The 20,250-nt window shown below is 72.1% G+C and carries 15 protein-coding genes and 1 pseudogene; 5 read left to right on the top strand and 11 right to left on the bottom strand.

Features of this window, described 5'->3' with window-relative positions:
* Positions 1–426: 426 nt before the first annotated feature.
* Both IEZ11_RS52205 and IEZ11_RS08420 read left to right on the top strand, forming a co-directional pair.
* Positions 427–1,179, top strand: a complete 753-nt coding sequence (locus IEZ11_RS52205) for a helix-turn-helix transcriptional regulator (RefSeq protein WP_308426462.1) — start codon at positions 427–429, stop codon at positions 1,177–1,179.
* Positions 1,180–1,663: 484 nt separating this feature from the next.
* Positions 1,664–2,374, top strand: a complete 711-nt coding sequence (locus IEZ11_RS08420; protein ID WP_189262220.1) for an HAD family hydrolase — start codon at positions 1,664–1,666, stop codon at positions 2,372–2,374.
* Between the two features lie 743 nt (positions 2,375–3,117).
* On the opposite strand, the gene IEZ11_RS08415 is transcribed toward IEZ11_RS08420, so the two are convergent.
* The 4 genes from IEZ11_RS08415 to IEZ11_RS08400 all read right to left on the bottom strand — a co-directional run bounded on the left by IEZ11_RS08415 (position 3,118) and on the right by IEZ11_RS08400 (position 9,399).
* Positions 3,118–3,639 (bottom strand): DUF2231 domain-containing protein, encoded by a 522-nt coding sequence (locus tag IEZ11_RS08415; RefSeq protein ID WP_189261987.1) that lies wholly within the window; start codon positions 3,637–3,639, stop codon positions 3,118–3,120.
* Positions 3,640–3,817: 178 nt separating this feature from the next.
* A complete protein-coding gene (locus IEZ11_RS08410; protein WP_373294876.1) occupies positions 3,818–4,558 on the bottom strand; it encodes a DUF6924 domain-containing protein in 741 nt (246 codons plus the stop codon).
* A 212-nt stretch (positions 4,559–4,770) separates the two neighbouring features.
* The gene (gene ligA / locus IEZ11_RS08405) at positions 4,771–6,861 is read right to left on the bottom strand and encodes an NAD-dependent DNA ligase LigA (protein ID WP_189261986.1); all 2,091 of its coding nucleotides are present in this window, start codon (positions 6,859–6,861) and stop codon (positions 4,771–4,773) included.
* Between the two features lie 192 nt (positions 6,862–7,053).
* Positions 7,054–9,399, bottom strand: coding sequence for an ATP-binding protein (locus tag IEZ11_RS08400; RefSeq protein ID WP_189261985.1), 2,346 nt, complete (start codon positions 9,397–9,399; stop codon positions 7,054–7,056).
* 128 nt (positions 9,400–9,527) lie between these two features.
* Between IEZ11_RS08400 and IEZ11_RS08395 the strand changes: the two genes are divergently transcribed.
* Positions 9,528–10,361, top strand: coding sequence for an alpha/beta fold hydrolase (locus tag IEZ11_RS08395; protein WP_189261984.1), 834 nt, complete (start codon positions 9,528–9,530; stop codon positions 10,359–10,361).
* Positions 10,362–10,491: 130 nt separating this feature from the next.
* Here IEZ11_RS08395 and IEZ11_RS08390 read toward each other — a convergent pair whose 3' ends face one another.
* Positions 10,492–12,030 (bottom strand): ArnT family glycosyltransferase, encoded by a 1,539-nt coding sequence (locus tag IEZ11_RS08390; RefSeq protein WP_189261983.1) that lies wholly within the window; start codon positions 12,028–12,030, stop codon positions 10,492–10,494.
* Between the two features lie 474 nt (positions 12,031–12,504).
* The gene (locus tag IEZ11_RS08385) at positions 12,505–13,095 is read right to left on the bottom strand and encodes a TetR/AcrR family transcriptional regulator (protein ID WP_189261982.1); all 591 of its coding nucleotides are present in this window, start codon (positions 13,093–13,095) and stop codon (positions 12,505–12,507) included.
* 95 nt (positions 13,096–13,190) lie between these two features.
* On the opposite strand from IEZ11_RS08385, the gene IEZ11_RS08380 reads away from it, so the two are divergent.
* Complete coding sequence (locus IEZ11_RS08380) at positions 13,191–13,910, top strand: SDR family oxidoreductase (protein WP_189261981.1); 720 nt, start codon at positions 13,191–13,193, stop codon at positions 13,908–13,910.
* A gap of 94 nt (positions 13,911–14,004) precedes the next feature.
* On the opposite strand, the gene IEZ11_RS08375 is transcribed toward IEZ11_RS08380, so the two are convergent.
* The 5 genes and pseudogenes from IEZ11_RS08375 to IEZ11_RS08355 form a co-directional block, all read right to left on the bottom strand.
* The gene (locus tag IEZ11_RS08375; protein ID WP_189261980.1) at positions 14,005–15,075 is read right to left on the bottom strand and encodes a zinc-dependent alcohol dehydrogenase family protein; all 1,071 of its coding nucleotides are present in this window, start codon (positions 15,073–15,075) and stop codon (positions 14,005–14,007) included.
* Between the two features lie 497 nt (positions 15,076–15,572).
* Positions 15,573–16,445 (bottom strand): universal stress protein, encoded by an 873-nt coding sequence (locus tag IEZ11_RS08370; protein ID WP_189262219.1) that lies wholly within the window; start codon positions 16,443–16,445, stop codon positions 15,573–15,575.
* A gap of 11 nt (positions 16,446–16,456) precedes the next feature.
* Positions 16,457–16,642: pseudogene (locus tag IEZ11_RS08365) on the bottom strand (alcohol dehydrogenase catalytic domain-containing protein); the annotation flags it as partial.
* 23 nt (positions 16,643–16,665) lie between these two features.
* Positions 16,666–17,574, bottom strand: coding sequence for a universal stress protein (locus IEZ11_RS08360; protein WP_189261979.1), 909 nt, complete (start codon positions 17,572–17,574; stop codon positions 16,666–16,668).
* A 151-nt stretch (positions 17,575–17,725) separates the two neighbouring features.
* Complete coding sequence (locus tag IEZ11_RS08355) at positions 17,726–18,361, bottom strand: DoxX family membrane protein (RefSeq protein ID WP_189261978.1); 636 nt, start codon at positions 18,359–18,361, stop codon at positions 17,726–17,728.
* Between the two features lie 308 nt (positions 18,362–18,669).
* Here IEZ11_RS08355 and IEZ11_RS08350 point away from each other — a divergent pair, with 308 nt between their 5' ends.
* On the top strand, positions 18,670–20,124 hold the full coding sequence (locus IEZ11_RS08350) for a WGR domain-containing protein (RefSeq protein WP_189261977.1): 1,455 nt from the start codon (positions 18,670–18,672) through the stop codon (positions 20,122–20,124).
* Positions 20,125–20,250: the final 126 nt, after the last annotated feature.

The following is a 20,250-nucleotide window of genomic DNA, read 5'->3' as shown; positions in this document are numbered from 1 at the left end:
GCTCGCCTGGCGGGTGGTCACCTTCTTGGCACGCTTTGCACACCCCCACCCCCGTACCGTCACCGGACAGCACTCAGCCTTCCCCGAGCGGCCCGGAACGCCGAAGGAGAGCACACCGGCTGATCAGGAGCCACCGCGGTGGAGGCCACCTGACTCAGCTCGCAGTGCACAGAGAACTGACCGTTTGAATCCTGTGGGGGAACCGTGCCTGCCCTGCCCGGTGGAGAGAGGCCAGCCATGCGAATGAAGCATCTTCTGACCAGGGTGGAGGACGACCCGGACGTCGGCGTCGGCTGCCGACTCCGGTCGGCTGCGGGTCCCGTGCGGGCCCATGGGAGGGAGGACTCGCCGGAGGCGCAGGTCGCGCTTCTCCTGACCGGGGCGAACGCCGTCGGATCCCCGACTGTCGAGCGTGGTGCGTCGGTGGTGCGCGCAACGCAGCACTTCGACGGCGGTCGGACAGCCATGGCCCGCGCCCCAGGTGCCGTCACCGACCCCGCCGGCGAACAGCTCCTCGGCACCGGCGACCCGAACCGCAGGAAGGAGACGTATCAACCCGAGATGCCCGCGCTTGTCGGACCACTGGTCCACGAGACACGACAGCGCCCGCTCCAGAAGACCGGTAGCGCCTCCCGACTCCTGCACGAGCATTTCCTGCGGGCACGACGCGAGATCAAGGGCCCGATCGCCGCCGTCGACTCCAGGACGATGTTCTTCAACTCGGCCGCCGCCGGGATTCTCCGATCCGTGGACCGGGCCGCGTTGTGGGAGTGGGCGAGCCGGGAACTGACCGAGCGGTCCGAGCACACAGGCTCCTATGTCGTGCTGCCCTCCGGCGCACGCGCGGACCACTGTCAGGCGATCTGGGACGGCAAGATCCTGGTGGGTGCCGTCGTCTGGCTGCACATGGCCGAGCCCCCGTCGCCAGAAGACGCGACGGCCGCCCGCAGATGGGCGACGCTCACGGCGTCGGAGCGCCGAGTCGCCGAACACATCGCCAGGGGACTGACCAACCGGGAGGCCGCGGCGCTGCTCTCCCTCTCGCCCCACACGGTGGATTACCACCTGCGCCACGTCTTCCAGAAGCTGGAGGTCAGGTCGCGCGTGGAACTTGCCGCCCTGACGGCCAGGTTCGCACGACCGGGTGACGGAGAGCCGACACCGAAGCCCCTCACCTGAAGAGCCGAACCGCGAGCCACCCTGCGACCGGCAGCCAGAGGCCGCCCCTTGTGCTGTGTCGGCCGGTGTTCCCACCGCTGCTTGAACGCGACGAAATCGTCGGCGGACACGACCGGGTCCGAGCCGGGCCGGCGGGTGCGGGCGGCGATGACCAGCCAGGTCCACCGGTCGGCTTCCCAGGGCGTCCGAGGCCTGGGCGAGGTCCGGTTCAGGGTCTGGCGGGCAGAGCGGAGGGTGTGCGGTCGGCCGGGGCGGTCGGCCGCGGTGTGGGGTTCTTCGATCCGCCGTCGGCAGGCAACCACTCGTGTTGCGGCAGCCGCGCCTGAGGTATCCCCCGCTGGACTTCAGGTGTTTCCACCGGAACCAGCGCCTCACACATCTCGTCACCAGCGCCCGTTCCTGCACGCGACGTCGCTGGATACTTCGAAGCGTGACGATCGAAAGAGCTTGCGGGCCGGCGGCGGGCGCGGCCAGGATCGAAGGCATGGTCAAGGGTGTGATGTTCGACTTCTCCGGGACCCTCTTCCGGATCGAATCGACCGCGCAGTGGCTGCGCGCGGTCGTAGCGGATGCCGGTCTGGCCGTGCCCGTAAGTGAACTCGACGCGTGCACTGCCCGGTTGGAGGAGTTCGGGGCTCAGCCGGGAGGGGTGCCTCCGCGTCGAGTGCCCACTCATCTGGAGGATCTGTGGCGGGGGCGCGATCTGACCGCCGAACGACACCGGGCCGCCTTCACGGCCCTCGCTCAGGAGGCGCGGCTGCCGTCGGCCGACCTGGCCGCAGCCCTCTACGACCGTTCACAGGTGTCCGAGGCCTGGCAGCCGTATCCCGACACGGAGGCAACCCTGCGCGCCCTGCACGAGCGAGGCGTCCCGATCGCCGTCGTCAGCAACATCGGCTGGGACATGCGCCCGGTCTTCCGCGACCACGGGGTCGACGACCTTGTCGATGCCTACTTCCTCTCCTTCGAGTGCGAGGTGGAGAAGCCCGATCCCCGGATCTTCCAGATGGCGTGCGACAGGCTCGGGGTGGCGCCCGCCAACACCCTCATGGTGGGAGACGACCGGGTCACGGACATCGGTGCCGCCGCGCTGGGGTGCCAGATCCGCCTGGTCGATCCCCTGCCCGTGGCCGAACGACCCGACGCGCTGACCGAGGCGCTTCAGCTTCTCGAGGAACAGCCCCGCCTAATCTGACCTGCCGCAACCGCTGCTTGAGCGCCGCGTGAAAGGCCACCATGAGCTGGGACGTTCTTCGGTACACCCGTAGGCAACGGCAGGCTGTTCTGGGGTGTGCCGTGGTCCTCGGTGTGTGGGGGGCTTGCCGTAAGTCCGTACTGCGCTGCTCTCGTTGTCGGTCACCGGGTCGGTGCGGCCGTTGACACTTGGGGCATGCTCGGCTCTGTTCCCCTGGTGCTGAGCGTCCTGGCCTTCGGGACGGCAGTCTCCGGCGGCAGTGGGACCGCTCGTGGAGCCAGGTGGCAGGACGAGGTCCTGACTTCGAGCACAAGGCGGCACAGCTACGCCGCCAGTGGCGAGCCGGCCACAAGGCCGGCAGAAGCAGCCCGCAGAGCTCGTAGCAGCGCCGCGGCCGGCATGACCGGCCCGGCCGCCGACGCCCGAGTTCCCGCACCCTCCCGGACGGCCGAACCGTCACACCGGTCACGCCTGGTCAGGGCATCTCAACGAGATCGTGCTACGAGCTCTGTGGCTCGGCAAAGGGACGGAAACGTCTCATCGCCGAGGATCACCGCGGGTCGGCCGCACACCACAGGCGTTCGAGAGGCCAGGTGCCAAGCGGCACGACCGGGGCGCGTGGAAACCCGCGCACCGCTTCGTGCGGTCGGACGCCGTCCGAAGGCTGATTCCCGGTGGGGAAGGGCAAGCCGCTACGAGGGCCGTTGCGCGTCCGGCCCGGACGGTTGCCATGTCAGGATCCGTCAGTGATCCGTGCCGCCGTTCGAGGCCGCTTGGGAGAAGCCGTCGTGCCATGCCGCCTTCGCGCCCGAGTCGCCGATGCGGTAGACGTCCACCACCGCGCCGGCCGCCACCACGAGCGAGAGGACCATCGCTGCCACGCGCACCGGCGCAGCGGACCAGAAGGCGCCGTCCGCGGGAACCGGGGCGGAATCCGCTTTCGTGGCGGAGCGGCCGGTCCACCAGATCAGGGCTGCCAGAGCGAACAGGCCCAGGGCCCACGGGAGCAGGCCGTCGCCGAGTTCGGCATGCCGCTGCACCAGGGCGTCGTCCGTGACGTGCCGCTCCAGCCACTCACCGGCCTGCGTGGTGAGCGGCACGCTGACCAGTGTGACCAGCGCCAGCACCGGCAGCACCGCGCCCATACGTCGGGCCGCTCGACGTGAGACCGCTGCGGCCACGAGCGCCAGCGCGGTCAAGGGGACGAGTACCACGACGAGGTGCACGAGCAGGATGTGTGCGGGCAAGCCGTTTATCAGGGTCATCAACAGATCCTTGAAAGAGTTGGCCAGGAAACGGTGCGAAGGCGCGCCAGCGTCGCACAGGAACTTCTCAGTAACCTCTCAAGCGGATACGGGACCCACGGCGAAGTCGGCTGACACCGGTACGGCGTGAAAGGTGGCCTCGGCCGTGTCCCTCGCGCAACGCACCATGCCCGCTGGATCATCGGTCCTCGGCGACGAAGTCGCGGAAGTCCATGTTGGCGATCTCCAGGTTGCACGTCATCGATCCGACCTCGCCGCAGGGCAGGACGGCCTGCTGCCCCGGGCTGTCGTACAGGTCGACGACGGTCAGCGGTCGTCCGGGCGCGGCGAAGGTCCGGGCGTCGGCGAGCGCGACCAGCGTGGTGTGCTCCTCGGGCGGGACGAGCGCCGGGACCTGGCCCGGCTGGAGGTCTACGAAGACAGGGTCGTCGACGACCAGCGCCGTCAACGGACAGTGATCCTCGTCGATCTCGTCCGGGTCCGGGTCCGCGCCGACCCAGCCGCCCGCGTCCGTCCCGCCCAGTTCGCCGAGCAGGGCTTGCCAGCCCGCCTCGTCGTCGAAGCAGGTGCGGACCAGCAGGGCCGCGGAGGTGGCGGGCAGTGACGGGAGGGACCGGTGCGACGGCGACGGCGCCGACGTCGGCGTGGGAAACGCCGGGCGGCCGCCATCGCCCTGGTACATCCCGTACCGGTCCATGCCGCGCACCAGGTCGTCGAAGGCGAGGGCACCGCTCAGCAACTCGGCGAGGATCTCGCCGAGCCGGGCCGACGGGACCCGTACGCCGCGCCCGGGGGTCTCCGCCAGGTCCACCAGCAGCGGCCCGTCCCCGCCGTACACCACCGGGATGTCCGCCAGGACGACGACCGGCGGCACGGGACCGCCGTCGGGAACAAGCGCCGGGATGTTTCCCCCGTGCAGGTAGTGCCATCCGCTGTCCTCGACCAGACGCAGCCGCGCCCCCCCCCCGGTCGCCGAGGACGAGCCCGTCGTCTTCCCGGCGGGCCCCGATCCCGTCGAGGAGCCCGCCCCACAGGGCCCTGCCGTCCTCGTAGCACGTGCTCACCAACAGCACCTCACCGGGCGCCGGCTGAGGAAGCTCGGGAAAGGACATGACTCTCCTTGCGGCGGTGTCAGACGAGGTGGTCGGCGACGAGGGAGGCGAACTCGTCGGGTGTGGCGAGACGGACACCGAGGTCCTCGGCCTTGGCTCGCTTGGACCCGGCGTTGTCACCCGCGACCACCAGGGTGGTCTTCCTGGACACGCTGGACGAGGAACGGCCGCCGGCCCGCTCGATGAGTTCGTTCATCTGGTTGCGGCTGAGCTGTTCCAGAGGCCCGGTCATCGCGCCGGTGACCACGACGGTCATCCCGGCGAGCGGACCGGCTGCCGGGGTCGAGGCCGCGTCCGTGCCCTCGGTGCCGGGCTCCGCGGCGGCCGGCGTGAACGTGGCGCCGGGCTCGGTCATGTTCACCCCGGCCGCGGCGAGTCCGTCGATCAGCGGGGCGAGTTCGGCGAGTTCGGCGACGATGGACGGCGCCTTCTCGGGGCCGATGCCCTCGACCTGCTGGAGAGCCTCGGCGTCCGCGGCTCGGATGTGGTCCATCGTCGCGAAGTGCCGGGCGATCCGCCGGGACATGGACCGGCCCGTGCCGCGGACGCCGAGCGCGCACAGCACCCGGGACAAGGGCTGCGTCCTGGCCTTGGCCAAGGCGGCGAGAAGGTTGTCGGTACTGGTGTCGCCCATCCGCTCCAGGGCGAGGAGCTGGTCGCGGGTGAGGGCGAACAGGCCGGCGAGATCGGTGACCAGTCCGGCCTCGACGAGTTGGACGACACGGGTGGCGCCGAGGCCTTCGATGTCGAGCTGGTCGCGGCCGGCGGCGTAGGAGAGGGAGGCGACCAGGTGGCAGTTGCGGCCCTGCTCGCAGCGCCAGCGTTCCTGGCTGGTGTCGATGCCGGACCCGCACCGCGGGCACACCTGCGGGAACAGGATCGGCTGTTCGGCGCCGGTGCGCAGGTGGGCGACGGGCGCCTCGATGCGCGGGATGACATCGCCGGCGCGGTGGACCATGACGTGGTCGCCCAGCCGCAGGTCGCGGCGGGTGATGTCGGCCGGGTTGTGCAGGGTGGCGTAGGTGATGGTGGAGCCGTCTATCTCGACCGGTTCCAGGACCCCGCGTGGGGCGATGATGCCCGTGCGGCCGACATTCCACTCCACCTCCAGCAGCCGGGTGATCTTCTCCACGGCGGGCAGCTTGTAGGCGATCGCCCAGCGCGGGGCCCGCGACCCGGATCCGGCGGCCTGCTGATCGGCGGCAAGATCGGCCTTGATGACGATGCCGTCGATCCCGAACGGCAGGTCGGCACGGAGCGCGGCGATCTCCTTCACCCGGGTGAGCACCTCATCGGTGGTGGCGGCGGTGACGCCGGGCACCAGGGTGGCGGCGGTCGTGTTCACACCGAGCCCGGCGGTCAGCGTCATCAGCTCACTGTGCGCGAGGGCGGAAAGCCGTTCGGCCAGGACATCGTCGGTGTCCGGCAGCGGCAGCAGGCCGTAGCCGAAGAACGTCATCGCCACCGTGTAGGCGCGGTCCTTGGCACGCAGCGTGCCCGCCGCGGCGTTGCGCGGGTTGGCGAACGGCTGCCCGCCGTGCGCGGTGCGCACCTCGTTGGCATGCTCGAACTGAACGGTGGTCATCAGCACTTCGCCACGCACCTCCACCGTGACCGGCTCGGCCAGTTCGTCCGGGAGACCCTGTACGGTGCCGATCGCGTGCGAGACGTCCTCCCCGGCGATTCCGTCGCCCCGGGTGATCAGCCGGGTCAGCCGACCCTGGGTGTAACGGGCGGCGACGGCCAGTCCGTCGAACTTCGGCTCGGCGCTGAAGCGTTCCACGTCGTGACCGAGCCGGCGGGCCAGCGAGGCCGCCCAGGCGGCGAACTGTTCCGGCGAGAACACGTTGTCCAGGCTGAGCATCGCCACCGTGTGCGGCACATCGCCCTCGGCCGCACCACCGGCGACCTTCCCGGTGGGAGAACCGGACAGCACCTGGTCCGGGTGATCGGCCTCCCACGCGGCGATACCTCGTACGAGCCTGTCGTACGCGTCGTCGTCCAGGGACGAGGTACCGCCCGCGTAGTAGGCGGCCGCGGCCGTCACCGCGTCCTCGACCGCCTGCGCATAGGCGGCGGCATCCACAATCTGCACCACAGGTGTCGTCATGTCCGCCATCCTGCCTGCCACCACTGACAACGCCCCGCGCAGAGCCGACGGTCCGCCTCGCGGTGACCGATCCGAGCGGGTCCGCCACCATGGACAGCGCGGCCGGGGAGGAGAGGAGCGCGTTGGTGCTCATCCCGGTCCGCTGCTCGAAGGGGCCTCGATCCGGCGCGGGTGGTCACCGGGGCCGGGGCGTCAACAGGGCCGCCGCCTGGGGCAGACGCCCTGCTTCGTGGATCGCGCGCCGGGGTCCGGAGTCGCGTGAGCATCTGCGGTTCGGGCTGCGAGGCGTTCGAGTGAAGCTGCTGTCCGTTCCGCGGCGGCCGTGTCGCCGGCGGTGGTGAACAGCCGGTGCGCCTCGGCGAGTCGGGCGCGGGCCTCGGCCAGGTCGCCGCAGTGCTCCAGGGCGGTGGCGAGGCCGGTGAGCGCCTGGGCCTTGAAGCGGTCGGTGCCGCCATGGGTGGCCGGGGTGATGACGGCCCGATAGGCCTCCACCGCCTCGCGCCAGCGCCGAAGGGCCAGCAGGTCACGGGCTATCTGATGACGCAGGATCGCCTGCGCGAACTCCTGGAAACCGGGCGCGTCCCCCGCGTCCGTACCGAGCAGACCCCGGTGGACGGCCAGCGCCTCCTCCGCGCGGCCGGCCTCCCGCAGGGCGCTGCCCAGCACCCGCCGGGAGACCGCCAGCCCGGCCCGGTCGCCGGTCGTCCCGAAGAGCCGTACTGCCTCCTCTGCGGCCCGTGCCGCCTCCGCGGGCCGGTCCAGTCGCGTACAGGCGCCGGCGATGTAGGTCCAGGCCCAGCCCTGCTGACCGCTGTCACCGGCCTGCGTCGCCAACTCCAGTGCCTGACGGGCGTGTTCCTCGGCCTGCTGGTACTGGCCGCCGCCCACCGAGTACGTCCAGGCGAGGCAGTTGAGCTGGTGGGCCTGGGCCGCCGGGTCGCCGAGCGCCGCGGCGGAGCGGACTCCGTAGGTGAACAGGGTGCGCCACTCGGGCCAGGTGTCCCAGCGGTCGGAGAACCAGTACAGCGTGCGCGCCGTGTGGACGACCTCCTCGTGCCGCTCCGCCTCGAACATGATCCGCAACGCGCCGGCCCAGTGGGCGCGTTCGGTGCTGAGCCACTCCTCCGCTTCGTCGGCGGAGGCCGGGACGAACGCGGGGGTGGCTCCCGGCCACGGCTCGGGCGCGCCGGGTGCCTCGAACCAGCGGCCCGCCGCCGAGGCCGACCGCAGCAGCCAGTCCGCCATGCGCAGCGCGGCGGCCTCCACGGGCGACACGGGCTCCTCGGTGCGGAGTTGCTCGCGCGCGAAGAGCCGGACGAGATCGTGGAACGCGTAGCGCCCCGGCGTGGGCTCCTCCAACAGGCCCCGCTCGACCAGCAGATCAAGGGCGTCCTGGACCGCGGTCGGGTCGTCGTCGCCGGCGAGTACGGCGGCGAGGTGGGGGCCGGTCTCATGGCCGGGGAGCAGGCTGAGCCGGCGGAACAGCAGCCTGCGGGGAGCGGTGAGTTGACGGTAGGAGAGGGCGAGCGCGCCGCGTACGGCCAGGTCGCCCGCGACCAGGCTGCCCAGCCGCCCTTCCTCGTCGGCGAGTTGGTCCGCCAGCCGGGTGGGGGTCCAGGCAGGGCGGCTGGAGAGGCGGTTGCCGACGATCCGCAGGGCCAGCGGGAGATGCCCGCACAGGTCCGCCAGCCGGTTGATCGCCTCCGCCTCGCCGTCGGTGCGCGGGGTGCCGAGGATCCGTTCCAGCAGCGTCGCCGACTCCCTGCCGCTGAGGGCGCCGAGCCTGATCCGCCGCACACCCTCGAGTCCCGTCAGCGGCCGACGGCTCGTGACGAGTACGAAGCTGCCCTCCGCGTCCGGCAGCAGTGGCCTGGCCTGTGCCTCGTCGGCCGCGTCGTCGAGGACGACCAGCACGCGCCGGGTGCTGAGCGTGGCCCGGTAGACGGCCTCGCGTGCCATCGGGTCCACCGGGATCCGGTCGGGCGGGTGCCCGAGTGCCGTCAGCAGCAGGACCAGTGCCTCGGCGGCGGGCAGGGGCGTGTCGCTCATGCCGTGCAGTTGCACGCTGACGCAGCCGTCCGGGAAGTGACGGGCCGCCAGTTGCCGTGCGGTCTGTGCGGCGAGGGTCGTCTTGCCCTGTCCGCCCGGCCCGAAGAGGACCACCACACGGGTGCGGTCCCCCTTGGCCAGTGCCTCCAGATCGGCCAGTTCCTGCCTTCGTCCGGTGAAGTCCGGGACCGTGCGCAGGAGATACGGCGGCGCGGCGGGACCACCGCGTTCCCGGCCGGCGTCGGCCAGCCGCTGGAGCCGCTGCCGCTGCTCGCGGTCGAGTTCCAGGGCGGCGGCGAGCGCGTCGACGGTGCGGCGCTGGGGTCCGCGGCTGCGACCGCGTTCCATGTCGCCCAGTGCGCGGACGCTGACGCCGGAGGCCTGTGACAGCTCCTCCAGGGTCAGCCGGGCCGCCCGGCGCAGGGAACGCAGCATCACGCCGAAGGCGGTGCCGCCGTGGGGCAGGTCAGCGGAGAAACGTCTGGTCATCACGACAATTAGAACAAGCGCGTTCTGCCTCCCTGCTTCCGCCTGCACTTCTGCCTGCGGTTCTGCCTGGTGGCGGGCCCCCGACGCTGGTGTGCTGGACTCTCCGAACCCCAGGAGGACGAACCGTCATGCCGTACATCACTGTTGGCGAAGAGAACAGCGCGTCGATCGAGCTCTACTACGAGGACCACGGCACCGGACAGCCCGTCGTGCTGATCCACGGGTACCCCCTGGACGGCCACTCCTGGGAGAAGCAGCTGCCGGTCCTGCTGGAGGCCGGACACCGCGTCATCACCTACGACCGCCGCGGCTTCGGCCGCTCCTCCCAGCCCACCACGGGCTACGACTACGACACCTTCGCCGCCGACCTCGACAAGATACTCACCGCGCTCGACCTGACGGACGCGGTGCTGGTCGGCTTCTCGATGGGCACCGGCGAAGTCGGCCGCTACCTGGGCACCTACGGCTCGGCCCGGGTCGCCAAGGCGGTCTTCCTGGCCTCCCTCGAACCCTTCCTGCTCAAGACCGACGACAACCCGACCGGTGTCGACCAGGCGGTCTTCGACGGCATCCTGGACGCGGTCACCAAGGACCGGTACGCCTACTTCTCCGCGTTCTACCAGGACTTCTACAACCTCGACGAGACGCTGGGCAGCCGGATCAGCGAGGAGGCCCTCCGCAACAGCTGGAACGTGGCGGCCGGTGCCTCCGCGCATGCCTCCGTGGCCTGCGTGCCGACCTGGATCACCGACTTCCGCGCCGACGTGGCGAAGGTCGACGTCCCCGCCCTGATCCTGCACGGCACCGGCGACCGCATCCTGCCGATCGACGCGACCGGACGGCCGTTCCACGCGCTGCTGCCGTCGGCCGAGTACGTGGAGATCGAGGGCGCCCCGCACGGCCTGCTGTGGACGCACGCCGAAGAAGTGAACGCGGCGCTGCTGTCCTTCCTCGCCAAGTAGGGCTCCCACCCGGCCGGATGCCCGGCGTCCGGCCGGACCGCCGATGCCCCTGCGCCCGTTTCGCGCCTCGGACGCGCCTGAACCGGGCCAGGACGGCCGACGTCGGGCTCCTGCCGTTGGGGCGCGGGGGTCACGAGTAGGTGCGCAGTTCGGGCCAGGTCTCGCCCCACGGGCGCCGGGGGCCCGTACAGACGTAGACGTGGCCGCCCCATTCGACGTTGTGCACGCCGTCGGGGTTGGAGAGGGTGGCGGCCACGCGGACATGTCCGAAGTACCGGCGCAGATAGGCGCCGTACTCTGCGGCGTGGTCGGTACCGGGGGCGACGGCCACCACGGTCGTGGCGTCAGGATCGCCGGGCCCCCACCACCAGTCGGTGTTCTGGGCGCTCACCGCAGTGGGCAATCCCGTGCCCCGCCCGAGTTCGTTGATGGCGCCGGCCTCGCCGTAGTCCGCCGTGAAGATCAGCGCGTTCGCGCGCTGCCCGGCCGGGAGCCCGGTCCACACCTGCCGTACGGTGCCCACCAGTTGGGGCCAGCCCAGAGATTCCCCGGAGTTGGTGCTGATGCCGTACGTCCAGGCCACGTCGGACGCGGGCAGTACCGGCAGTACGATCACGGCAAGCAGGGCGGCCGAGGCGGCGGTTGCGACCATCAGGCCGCGCAGCCGGTTCGGGCGGGAGTGCAGCCACCCGTCGAGTCCCACGGCCCCGGCCGCCAGCAGGCCCACGTACAGGCCGCCCAGGTAGTACACCTGCGCTCCGGTCGTCACGGCGAACAGCACGAACAGCACGGCGTACGCGGTCACCAGGCACCGCCACAGCGGCCGGCCGGACCGCCACAGGAACCGTAGGCCCGCCACCCACAGCAGGGTCATCGCCAGGCAGGACATGCCGAGCTGCCCCACGATCCAGGTGGGGATGTTCCCCGGGCCTCCGTTCTCCCCGTTCAGCGCCCGCGTCATCGCGACCATGGCCCAGCCGTGTCGCGCCTGCCACCACAGGTCGGGCAGCACGAGCAGCACGGCTGTCGCGACGCCCGCGAGCAGCCGGCGGTCGGCCGTGGTCCGGCGGGCCGGGCCGAGCAGCGTGGCGGCCAGCAGGACGACCCCGAAGATCGCCGCGAGGTGGTTGAATTCCGCGCCCACGCCGACCAGCGCTCCCACAGCCGGCCACCACCGCGTGTCGCCGGTGCGGCCGATCCGTACGACCACGAGCGCGATCGCCGCCCACGCCAGCATTTCGTAGGAGGTGGTGTTGGCGACGTGCGCGCCGCCCAGGAGCACGGGCATGGTGGCGGTAGCGATCGCCGCGAGCAGGTGGGTCCGCCGCGCGCCGCCGAGCTCCCGTGCGGTCATCCCGCCTACGACCACCGTGCCTGCGGCGGCCAGCGCGGGCCACAGCCGCAGGCCCGCCTCCGAGACCCCGAACAACGACAGGGAGACCCGGGCCAGCAGCGGCGCCAGCGCCGGCTGGTCCACATAGCCCGCCTGGAGATGCCGAGCGCAGTCGAGGAAGTACAGCTCGTCGATGTGGAAGCCGTAGCGCGAGGACAGCACCATCAGGACGGCAAGGACCACCCCCGCGACGGCGAACACCCGCCGGTCCAGCGGTGCGATCCGCCCCCCGGCCTCCCCGTCCGCTCCCCGCTCCACGTCCGTCGTATCCGTCATCCCCGTTACCCCCGGCCCCGATCGCCCGGCTCCTCGGCTCCCCGGTCCCTCGGCCCCTCGATCGCATCGTCCGTGCGGCCGAGGGGGCGCGGCCCGGCGCACGGCTTCCAGGCCGCTCATACCCCATGCGCCCGCTCCACACGCGGTGAAGTGCCCCCGGACGACGCTTCCCGGCGGCCCCGAGAGCCGACTCGTGACGGGCCGAGCGGCCCTGTCGAGCGGAACATTGCTGAGCCGCAGGTCAGGGGTGGCGCGCTAGGTCGTCGTCATGCGGCCGGTCCCCGCGTACGGCGAGCAGCGGGCTTCGACTGTGTGCGGCAGGCCGGGGGGCCGCACCGCGCCGACCACCAGGCCGGCGGACCCGTGGACTGGCGACGCGGCGGAGGCCAGGACCGGCGCGGGATTGCATGGCCACGGCTGCCCGGCCGTGGTCCGGCATCCGCAGTCGTCCTCGGTCGATGCGCGGTCAGCGCGTCACGGCCGGGGCAGCGCATCGAAGTCCACCGCGCCCAGACCGGCGGCGAGTTCGGCGGCCGCCTCCCGGATGCGGACCGGCAGGCCGACGCCGTCCGGCTGGTCGGTCCAGCGGTCGAACGCCGTGCGGAAGATGGCGACACCGACCTCCGCGAGCAGCGTCGCCTGCGATTCCGCGGTGCCTCGGTCCCGCAACGCGCCCGCCACCGCGGCGGTCACGTCGGCGAACTTGGTCCGCCCCCGTTCCTGCAGCTCCGGGCTGGCCCGCACGACCGCGCGCCGTTGCGCGGCGAGCGGGGCCTGGTCGGCCAGCGCGCCGGCGATGTCCAGGAGAGCGGCCAGGAGTGCCTCGAAGGGCGAGAGGGCGGCGTCAGCGCGCCGGACGGAACCGGCGAGGGCGACCGGCAGTTGTTCGGATTCGGCGAACAGCACGTCCCGCTTGTCCGTGAAGTAGCGGGAGAACGAGCGCCGGGTCAGTCCGGCCCGCTCGGTGATCTCCGCGACCGTGACGTTCTCGTACCCGTACTCAAGGAACAGCTCCAGCGCCGCCTCGCGGAGTCGGTCTTCGGCACGTGGATCCCATCGAGGCATGTCTCCACCATACCAGTGATGACTCAGTGAGCCATCATGGGTGCTACGGTGATGACCCAGTGAGTCATCACTGTTCGAGACCAAGGAGTGGCACCATGACGTTTTCAGGCCGACGCATCGTCGTCATCGGCGGCAGTTCAGGCATGGGACTGGCCACGGCACACGCCGCGGCGGCGGCCGGGGCGGCGGTCACGATCGCGTCCAGCGACCGGGGGCGCCTCGATGCCGCGCTCGCGCAGTTGCCGGACACCTGCGACGGAGCCGTCGTCAACACCCGCAACGAGGCTGACATCGCCGCCCTGTTCGACCGCGTCGAGGAGCTCGACCACGTGGTGTACACGGCCGGTGATGCGGTGCGTCCACAGCCGCTGGTGGACCTGGCGCTGGACGCCGCGCGGGACCTGTTCGAGGTCCGCTTCTGGGGAACGGTCGCCACGGTCAAGCGCGCGGCACCTCTCATCCGGCCGGGAGGCTCGATCGTGCTCACGTCCGGGACGGTCGCTGTTCGCCCCGCACCCGGCACCGCGCTCGCGGCCGCCGGCGCCGCCGCCACCGAGGGACTGACGCGGGGGCTGGCCGCCGAGCTCGCGCCTGTCCGCGTCAACGCGGTCCGGGCGGGAGCGATACGGACGCCGCTGTGGGACCCGGTGCCGGAGCCCCAGCGTGCCGCGCTGTTCGCGGCCCTCGCCGATCGGACGCTCACCAAGTCGATCGGCGAGGCGGACCAGATCGCCGCGGCGCACCTGTACCTGATGGAGAACCGCTTCGTCACCGGAACCGTGCTCAGCGTCGACGGAGGCGCCGTCCTCGCCTAGCCCGCTCCCCGCGCCGCATTCGGCCCCCGCCAAAACCTTCGAGCACACCTGGCGCGACCACCTGCGCCGCCACCTCCACGGATGGCCGACCCCCTCAGGCCGTGCGCAGGGCGACGGTCTCGTGCTGTCCGTCCCCGAGTACGACCTTGAGGGCGCCGGTGGTGGCGGCGTGGGCGAAGACGTCGTACGCCTCCTCCATGCGGCGCAGCGGGAAGGTGTGGGTGACCAGCTGTGCGGTGGGGAACCGGCCGGCGGCGGCCATCCGCAGCAGGGCGGGGGTGGAGTGGGTGTCCACCAGGCCGGTGGTGATGGTGACGTTCCTGCTCCACAGGTCTTCCAGGTGCAGGGTCGCCGGCCTGCCGTGCACGCCGATGTTGGCGACGTGCCCGCCGGGCCGGACCATGCGGGTGCACAGCTCGAAGCTCTCCGGCACGCCCACCGCCTCGATGACGACGTCGGCGCCCAGGCCGTCGGTCAGGTCGGCCACCAGCTGCCGCGGCGCCTCGTGGACATCGGCCACCGCGTCGGCACCGAACCGGTGGGCGGCCTCCAGCCGAGCCGGAGCCGGCTCCACCGCGATGATGCGCTCCGGCGAGAACAGCCGCGCCGTGGCGATCGCCGCGAGTCCGATGGGCCCGGCACCGACGACCGCGACGGTGTCGCCGGGACGGACGTGCCCGTTGAGGACGCCCACCTCGTAGGAGGTCGGGAAGATGTCCGCGAACAGCACGGCATCCTTGCTGTCGAGGGTGGCGGGCAGGGCGTGGACCGACAGGTCCGCGAAGGGGACGCGGACGTACTCGGCCTGGGTGCCGTCGACGAGGTGGCCGAGGATCCAGCCTCCGCCGCCGCGGCACTGGCCGTACATCCGCTCCCGGCAGTACGAGCAGCGCCCGCAGGAGCTGATGCAGGAGACCAGCACACGGTCGCCGGGGCGTACGGTCCGGACGTCACCGCCGACCTCGACGATCTCGCCGACGGCCTCGTGGCCGAGGACCGTGCCGGGCCGCACCTCGGGCACGTCTCCCTTGAGTATGTGCAGGTCCGTGCCGCAGACGGTGACGGCCTCGACGCGCACGATCGCGTCGGTGGGCTCCTTGACGGCCGGATCGGGGACCTCTTCCCAGGCGGACTGCCCGGGGCCGTGGAACACGAATCCCTTCATGACGCTCCTCATCCCACTCGGTCGGCTGCGGAACCGGGACCCGGTGACGAGGCGACAAGGTGACGAAGTGACGAGGTCGCGGCTGTCGGTACGCGGCCTGCCGCTTTCCAGGTACCGGGTTTGCCCCGCACCTCCAGCCTGGTCCATACGCGGGAGGCCGGCTTGGGCCGGTCGGGCCACTTCAGCCGCTTTGTTCTCGCCACGTCCGAGAAGACCCAGCGGCCGGCGCTCCCCCGCACTGCACGCGCCCTCGCCTCACCTGTCCGAGTCGCTCGCCCTGACCCCGGCCGTCGACGTCCTCTCCGTGGCGCGATGGGCTGAACGGCCCCCCTGCCGTCCCCCGGGGCCGGGGGGAAGGGGCACCTTCGAGTCAAGGGGCCGCGAACGCCGGGCTGTTGGTCGTGGTGAGGGGCCACCGCCGAAGAGCCGGTTGGGCGAGCGTCGCGGGCGAGGTGATGTCGTTGACGGCGGCGGCCTCGGCGTCCTGGGCAGGGCGGTCATGTCGGCTCGGGCACGATGACGACGGGGCAGGCGGAGTGGTGCAGCACGCCGTGGGCGACCCGGCCCAGCTGGAGCCCGAAGGTCCGTGGGCGGCGCCGGGCTCCGACGACCAGGAGGTCGGCGTCGTGCGAGGCCGCCACGAGCACGGACCGGGCATGGCCCTCCACCGTGTGCCGGTGCGCTTCGATGTCGCCGGGGACGTTCTCCAGCGCCGTGTCCAGGGCCTCCACCGCCTGCTGCTCGTGCAGCCGGGCGGGTTCCGCGGACATCAGGGGGTGATCGGTGGTCTCGCGCGCGGGCGTGCGCCAGGCCCGTACGGCGTCCAGGGGCACCCCGCGCCGCCGCGCCTCCTCGTAGGCGAAGCGCACGGCCGCGGACTCCTTGCCGTCCTCACCGACACCCAGGACGATCCTGCCGTGGACCGGCGCCGCGGCCTGGTTGTCGTGGTTGCCGCGCACGACGACCAGCGGGCAGTGCGCGTGCCCGGCGAGAGTCAGGCTCACGGAGCCGAGCAGCGCCTCGGCGAGGCCGCTGCGGCCCCGGGTGCCCGTCACCAGCAAGGCGGCGTCCCGGCTCTCGTGGACCAGCGCGTACTCCGCTTCCTCGGCCAGCACCTCCGTGGAGACCGCCGCCCCGGGCCGCCGGGTCCGGGCGCGCCGCGCCGCGGTCTCGACGATGTCCTCGGCCATGATCTCCTCGGACGGCCTGTGCGGATCCTGGGCGAGGTGGGTGCCCTCGTACCGCTCCCACAGCGAGGCGTACACCAACCGGAGCGGTGCCCCGCGCAGCACGGCTTCGTCAGCCGCCCAGTCGACGGCCCGCAGACCGGGCTCGGAGCCGTCGACACCGACGACGATCGGCAGGACCATCGCACTCACGCTTCCCCACCGGGGACGAACGGCGGGTTCGGCCTGACGGGCCAGTCGCCGTGCGCGGCGTGGCTGTCGGTGTGGCGGAGCCCGGAGGCCTCGACACGGAGGCGGACCTGGCCGGGGCCGGGCTCGGGGTCGGGGCGGTCCTCGATGACCAGGGGCTCGCCGAAGGCTCGTACGACCGCTGCCTTCATGATGTGTGCTCCTTCGAAGCGGGTCAGTCGTGCGGGACGACGGCGACGGGGGCGGTGGAGTGGTGCAGGACGGTGTGGGTGACGGAGCCGATGCGGGTGCCGAGCGGGCCGCGGCGGGTACGCCGGCCGACGACCACGAGGCACGCTTCGCTGGAGGCGTCGACGAGATGGGCACCCGGCGTGCCGTAGGGGGACTGCTCGCTGACGTCGACGGCCGGGAACTTCTCCCGCCAGGGGCGCAGGACCTCGGTCAGCGCGGTGCTCTCCTGCCGTGCCAGCTCCTCACGGAGACCCAGGTCGGTGGTCACACCGTAGGTGTCGCAGTAGTAGGGCGGGTTCCAGCCGTGCACGACCCGCAGGGACGTACCCCGGCGGGCGGCCGCGGCGAAGGCGAACGCGATCAGGTCGTCGTCGGGGCTCGTGATGTCGAGGCCGAGGACGACGGGCCGGAACGGCGTCGCCGCGGACGGAATGCCGACCGGGTCCGCCTCGTGTTCGTCGGCGGCCTGCTCACCGGCACGGACCAGGACGACGGGCCGTTCGGCGTGGGCGACGACGGACAGGCCGACGGAACCGACCATGAACCCGCCGATGCCGCCCAGGGCGCGGGAGCCGAGCACGAGGAGTTCGGCGTCGTTCGCCGCGCCCACGAGGACGTCCGCGGGCCGCCCGGACACCTGCTCGGTGCTCACGTCGAGGCCGGGGTGACGCAGCCGCAAGCCCTCGGCCGCCTCGCGCGGAATCTGCTCGGTCCAGTGCTGCTGGGTCTCCGGGCCGAGCAGCGGCGCCTGTGCCATGGGCGTCGGCACGGGCTCCCAGACGTGGAGCAGCTTCAGCGGCTGCTCCAGCAGCTCCGCCTCGCGGGCCGCCCACTCGGCCGCGGCGCGGCTCTCGGGAGAGCCGTCGAGTCCGACGGCGACGGTGCGGGTCATGATCTCTGCCTCCTGAACGGGGATTCCGTTACGAGCGTCGTCCTGGGACGGGTTGTCCGGCAGGGGCCGCAGGTCCCTGCGGGGGGCCGGTCGGCCCTGGCCGGTGCGGGATGCGGCGGACCCGGGACAGGACCGGCCACGCCGACCGCGATCACCGCAGCCAGCGGCTGCGACGGACCAGCGGGAGCTTCGCCCACAGGTGCCCGAGACCGAGGGCGTCGCCCGCGGAGCAGGCGGCCAGGGCGATCAGGGCCACGGCGTAGATGAGGTGATAGTCGACGAAGGGGTTGCTGGACATGCTCGCCGAGCCGTCCGCGAGGTGCTTGGCGGGCGGCCACTCGGCCAGCCACATCAGCGCCATCATGGCGGTGCCGGCGACGGCGGCCAGGCGCAACGCGACGCCCGCGGTCAGGGCCACGCCGACGCCGAGCAGGCCGAGCATGAACAGCCAGTCCGCCCAGGTGTCCCCGGCCCAGGAGTGGAAGGTGGACCGCATCGGGCCGGCCGCGACGGAGCCGAGGAAGCCCTTGGCCGGCGAGCCGCCGTCGATCCAGCCCTTGCCGGGCGGGGTGGCGTAGCCGAAGCCGAAGGTCTTGTCGAGGAACGCCCACAGGAAGACGAACCCGGTGAGCAGCCTCAGCGAGGCGAGCGTGCAGGCGCGCGCGGTGTGAGTGTCAGTCTCCGCCGCCGCCGACGCGGTGGCCTCGGACGCGGCGGCGGTCCGGTTCCTGCGGACGGACGGCAGGTGGAAACCGGAGTTCCGGCGGGGGTGCTCGTGCACGGCCATGACGGTGGTCCCTTCGGAAGGAAGCGGGGCTGTGCGTTCGGTTCCTGACGCCCCTCACTCTCGTCTTGCGGGGCGTTGGCCGCCGGATGCCGAAGGTCGGTGTCGACGGGACTGAACGGCCCTGTCCGCGAGGGCCGTTCGGGGTGCGTGCTCGGTCGGCCGCACGGCCGCACGGCCGCACGGTTACGGGCCGTGCGGGGCCCGGCGGACGGTCCGCGAAGGCCGTTGTCAGTGCCTCCGTCTACGGTTTGATCACTGGGGTCCGCAGGACATACCGCGGATCCGTCATGGGAGGGGTTCGGTCAGCCATGTCCATCGGTTCCGCCGCGGTGTCGACGACGTATCTGGAGCTGTCCCAGGAGGACGGTGCCGCGCACAAGTTCTACGAGGTGACCGTCGCCGACCTGGTCGTGACGGTGCGGTACGGCCGGATAGGCGCCGAAGGACAGACGCAGACGACGACGTTCGCGACGGCGGAGAAGGCACGGGCCGCGGCCGCGAAGAAGGTCGGCGAGAAGGTCCGCAAGGGATACGCCCCCGCCGTACAGGGGCAACGCGCGCCGCGTTCGGTGACCCGGCGCCAGGTCGCCTCGGCCCCCTCCACCGCGCGCTCCGCCGCACCCGTGCTCTGGCGCTTTCGTACCGGCTCCGCCGCGTTCGGCATCCATGTCGACGACGACCGCTGCTGGGTCGGCAACCAGTCGGGCGATGTGTACACCCTGGACCACGAGGGCGGCGTACTGGCCCGCTTCAGCCTGCCGGACGGCGTGAAGTGCCTGGTCGCCGACGACTTCTGGATCTACGCGGGCTGCGACGACGGCAAGGTGTACGACCTCTCCTCCAAACTGCCGTTCGTGGCCTACGACATCGCGGCGGACGTCGACATCTTCTGGCTGGACATCCACGAGGGCGTCCTGGACGTCTCCGACCGCGACGGCCGGCTCACCGTCATCGACCACGAGGACGAGCACCAGTGGGCCCGTCGCAGCCAGGGCGAGCAGGCCTGGATGGTCCGCGCCGACGAGCGGGCCGTCTACCACGGCCACACCAGAGGCGTCACGGCCTACGCCCCCGACGGCGGCCGGGAGCTGTGGCACACACCGACAAAGGGCGGGGTGCTGTTCGGCTGGCAGGACGGCGATGTGGTGTACGCGGGCACCGCCCACAAGGCGGTCCAGCGGCTGTCCAAGGCGACCGGCGCGATCGAGGCGACGTACACCTGCGACAGCGCCGTGTACTCGTGCGCGACCTCGCCCGGCGGGCGGTTCGTGTTCGCCGGTGACGCGGCCTCGTCCGTCTACTGCTTCGACCAGGACGGCACCCGGCTGTGGAAGCTGGGCACGGGCGACGGCTCGGCGCTGTCGATGCAGTACCACGACGAGCGGCTCTACCTGGTGACCACCGACGGTTCGCTGGTCTGCGTGGACGCGAGCGAGGCGGCCGTCACGGCGGCCCAGCAGGGCACGGTGCCGGTGCCGCGGGACGTCAAGCTGGCGGCGGCGATGCCGGCCTACGCACCGGCCACGGCCGTGGGCGCGGTGGCAACCGTCGCGCAGGCGCCCAGCGGCGCGATCGTCGTGGAGTGCGTCCAGGAGTCGGGCCGGGTCCGGGTGCACGTCGTGTCCGGCGGCTACGACCAGTCGCTGAACGTCCAGTTCCCACGGGCGATACGCGAGCCCGGGGCCCGCTATGTCGTGGACTCCCTGCACACGGCGGCGGGCGGCTTCTACCGGGTACGCGGTGACATCCGACGACTGCTCTGACCGAACCGAGGGTGCCGTCATTCCTTGGGCGAACCCGGACCGACGTGACAACGGGTCGTCCCCGGACGGCCGTTCGCGGGACGCCGCCGACGGGGTCGAGGAACTGCGGCGGGCCGCACACGGTAT

It is taken from the genome of Streptomyces fuscichromogenes, from assembly GCF_014645815.1.
In the GTDB taxonomy this organism is placed as follows: domain Bacteria; phylum Actinomycetota; class Actinomycetes; order Streptomycetales; family Streptomycetaceae; genus Streptomyces; species Streptomyces fuscichromogenes.
This window is presented reverse-complemented; position numbering and strand designations above follow the sequence as displayed.

Excerpts from the sequence above, each read along its gene's own strand:
- IEZ11_RS08350 (WP_189261977.1), top strand. The coding sequence starts at position 18,670 with ATGTCCATCGGTTCCGCCGCGGTGTCGACGACGTATCTGGAGCTGTCC.
- IEZ11_RS08390 (WP_189261983.1), bottom strand. The coding sequence starts at position 12,030 with ATGACGGATACGACGGACGTGGAGCGGGGAGCGGACGGGGAGGCCGGG.
- IEZ11_RS08380 (WP_189261981.1), top strand. The coding sequence starts at position 13,191 with ATGACGTTTTCAGGCCGACGCATCGTCGTCATCGGCGGCAGTTCAGGC.
- IEZ11_RS08415 (WP_189261987.1), bottom strand. The coding sequence starts at position 3,639 with ATGACCCTGATAAACGGCTTGCCCGCACACATCCTGCTCGTGCACCTC.
- ligA (WP_189261986.1), bottom strand. The coding sequence starts at position 6,861 with ATGACGACACCTGTGGTGCAGATTGTGGATGCCGCCGCCTATGCGCAG.
- IEZ11_RS08370 (WP_189262219.1), bottom strand. The coding sequence starts at position 16,445 with ATGGTCCTGCCGATCGTCGTCGGTGTCGACGGCTCCGAGCCCGGTCTG.
- IEZ11_RS08360 (WP_189261979.1), bottom strand. The coding sequence starts at position 17,574 with ATGACCCGCACCGTCGCCGTCGGACTCGACGGCTCTCCCGAGAGCCGC.
- IEZ11_RS08375 (WP_189261980.1), bottom strand. The coding sequence starts at position 15,075 with ATGAAGGGATTCGTGTTCCACGGCCCCGGGCAGTCCGCCTGGGAAGAG.
- IEZ11_RS08395 (WP_189261984.1), top strand. The coding sequence starts at position 9,528 with ATGCCGTACATCACTGTTGGCGAAGAGAACAGCGCGTCGATCGAGCTC.
- IEZ11_RS08385 (WP_189261982.1), bottom strand. The coding sequence starts at position 13,095 with ATGCCTCGATGGGATCCACGTGCCGAAGACCGACTCCGCGAGGCGGCG.
- IEZ11_RS08355 (WP_189261978.1), bottom strand. The coding sequence starts at position 18,361 with ATGGCCGTGCACGAGCACCCCCGCCGGAACTCCGGTTTCCACCTGCCG.
- IEZ11_RS08400 (WP_189261985.1), bottom strand. The coding sequence starts at position 9,399 with ATGACCAGACGTTTCTCCGCTGACCTGCCCCACGGCGGCACCGCCTTC.
- IEZ11_RS08420 (WP_189262220.1), top strand. The coding sequence starts at position 1,664 with ATGGTCAAGGGTGTGATGTTCGACTTCTCCGGGACCCTCTTCCGGATC.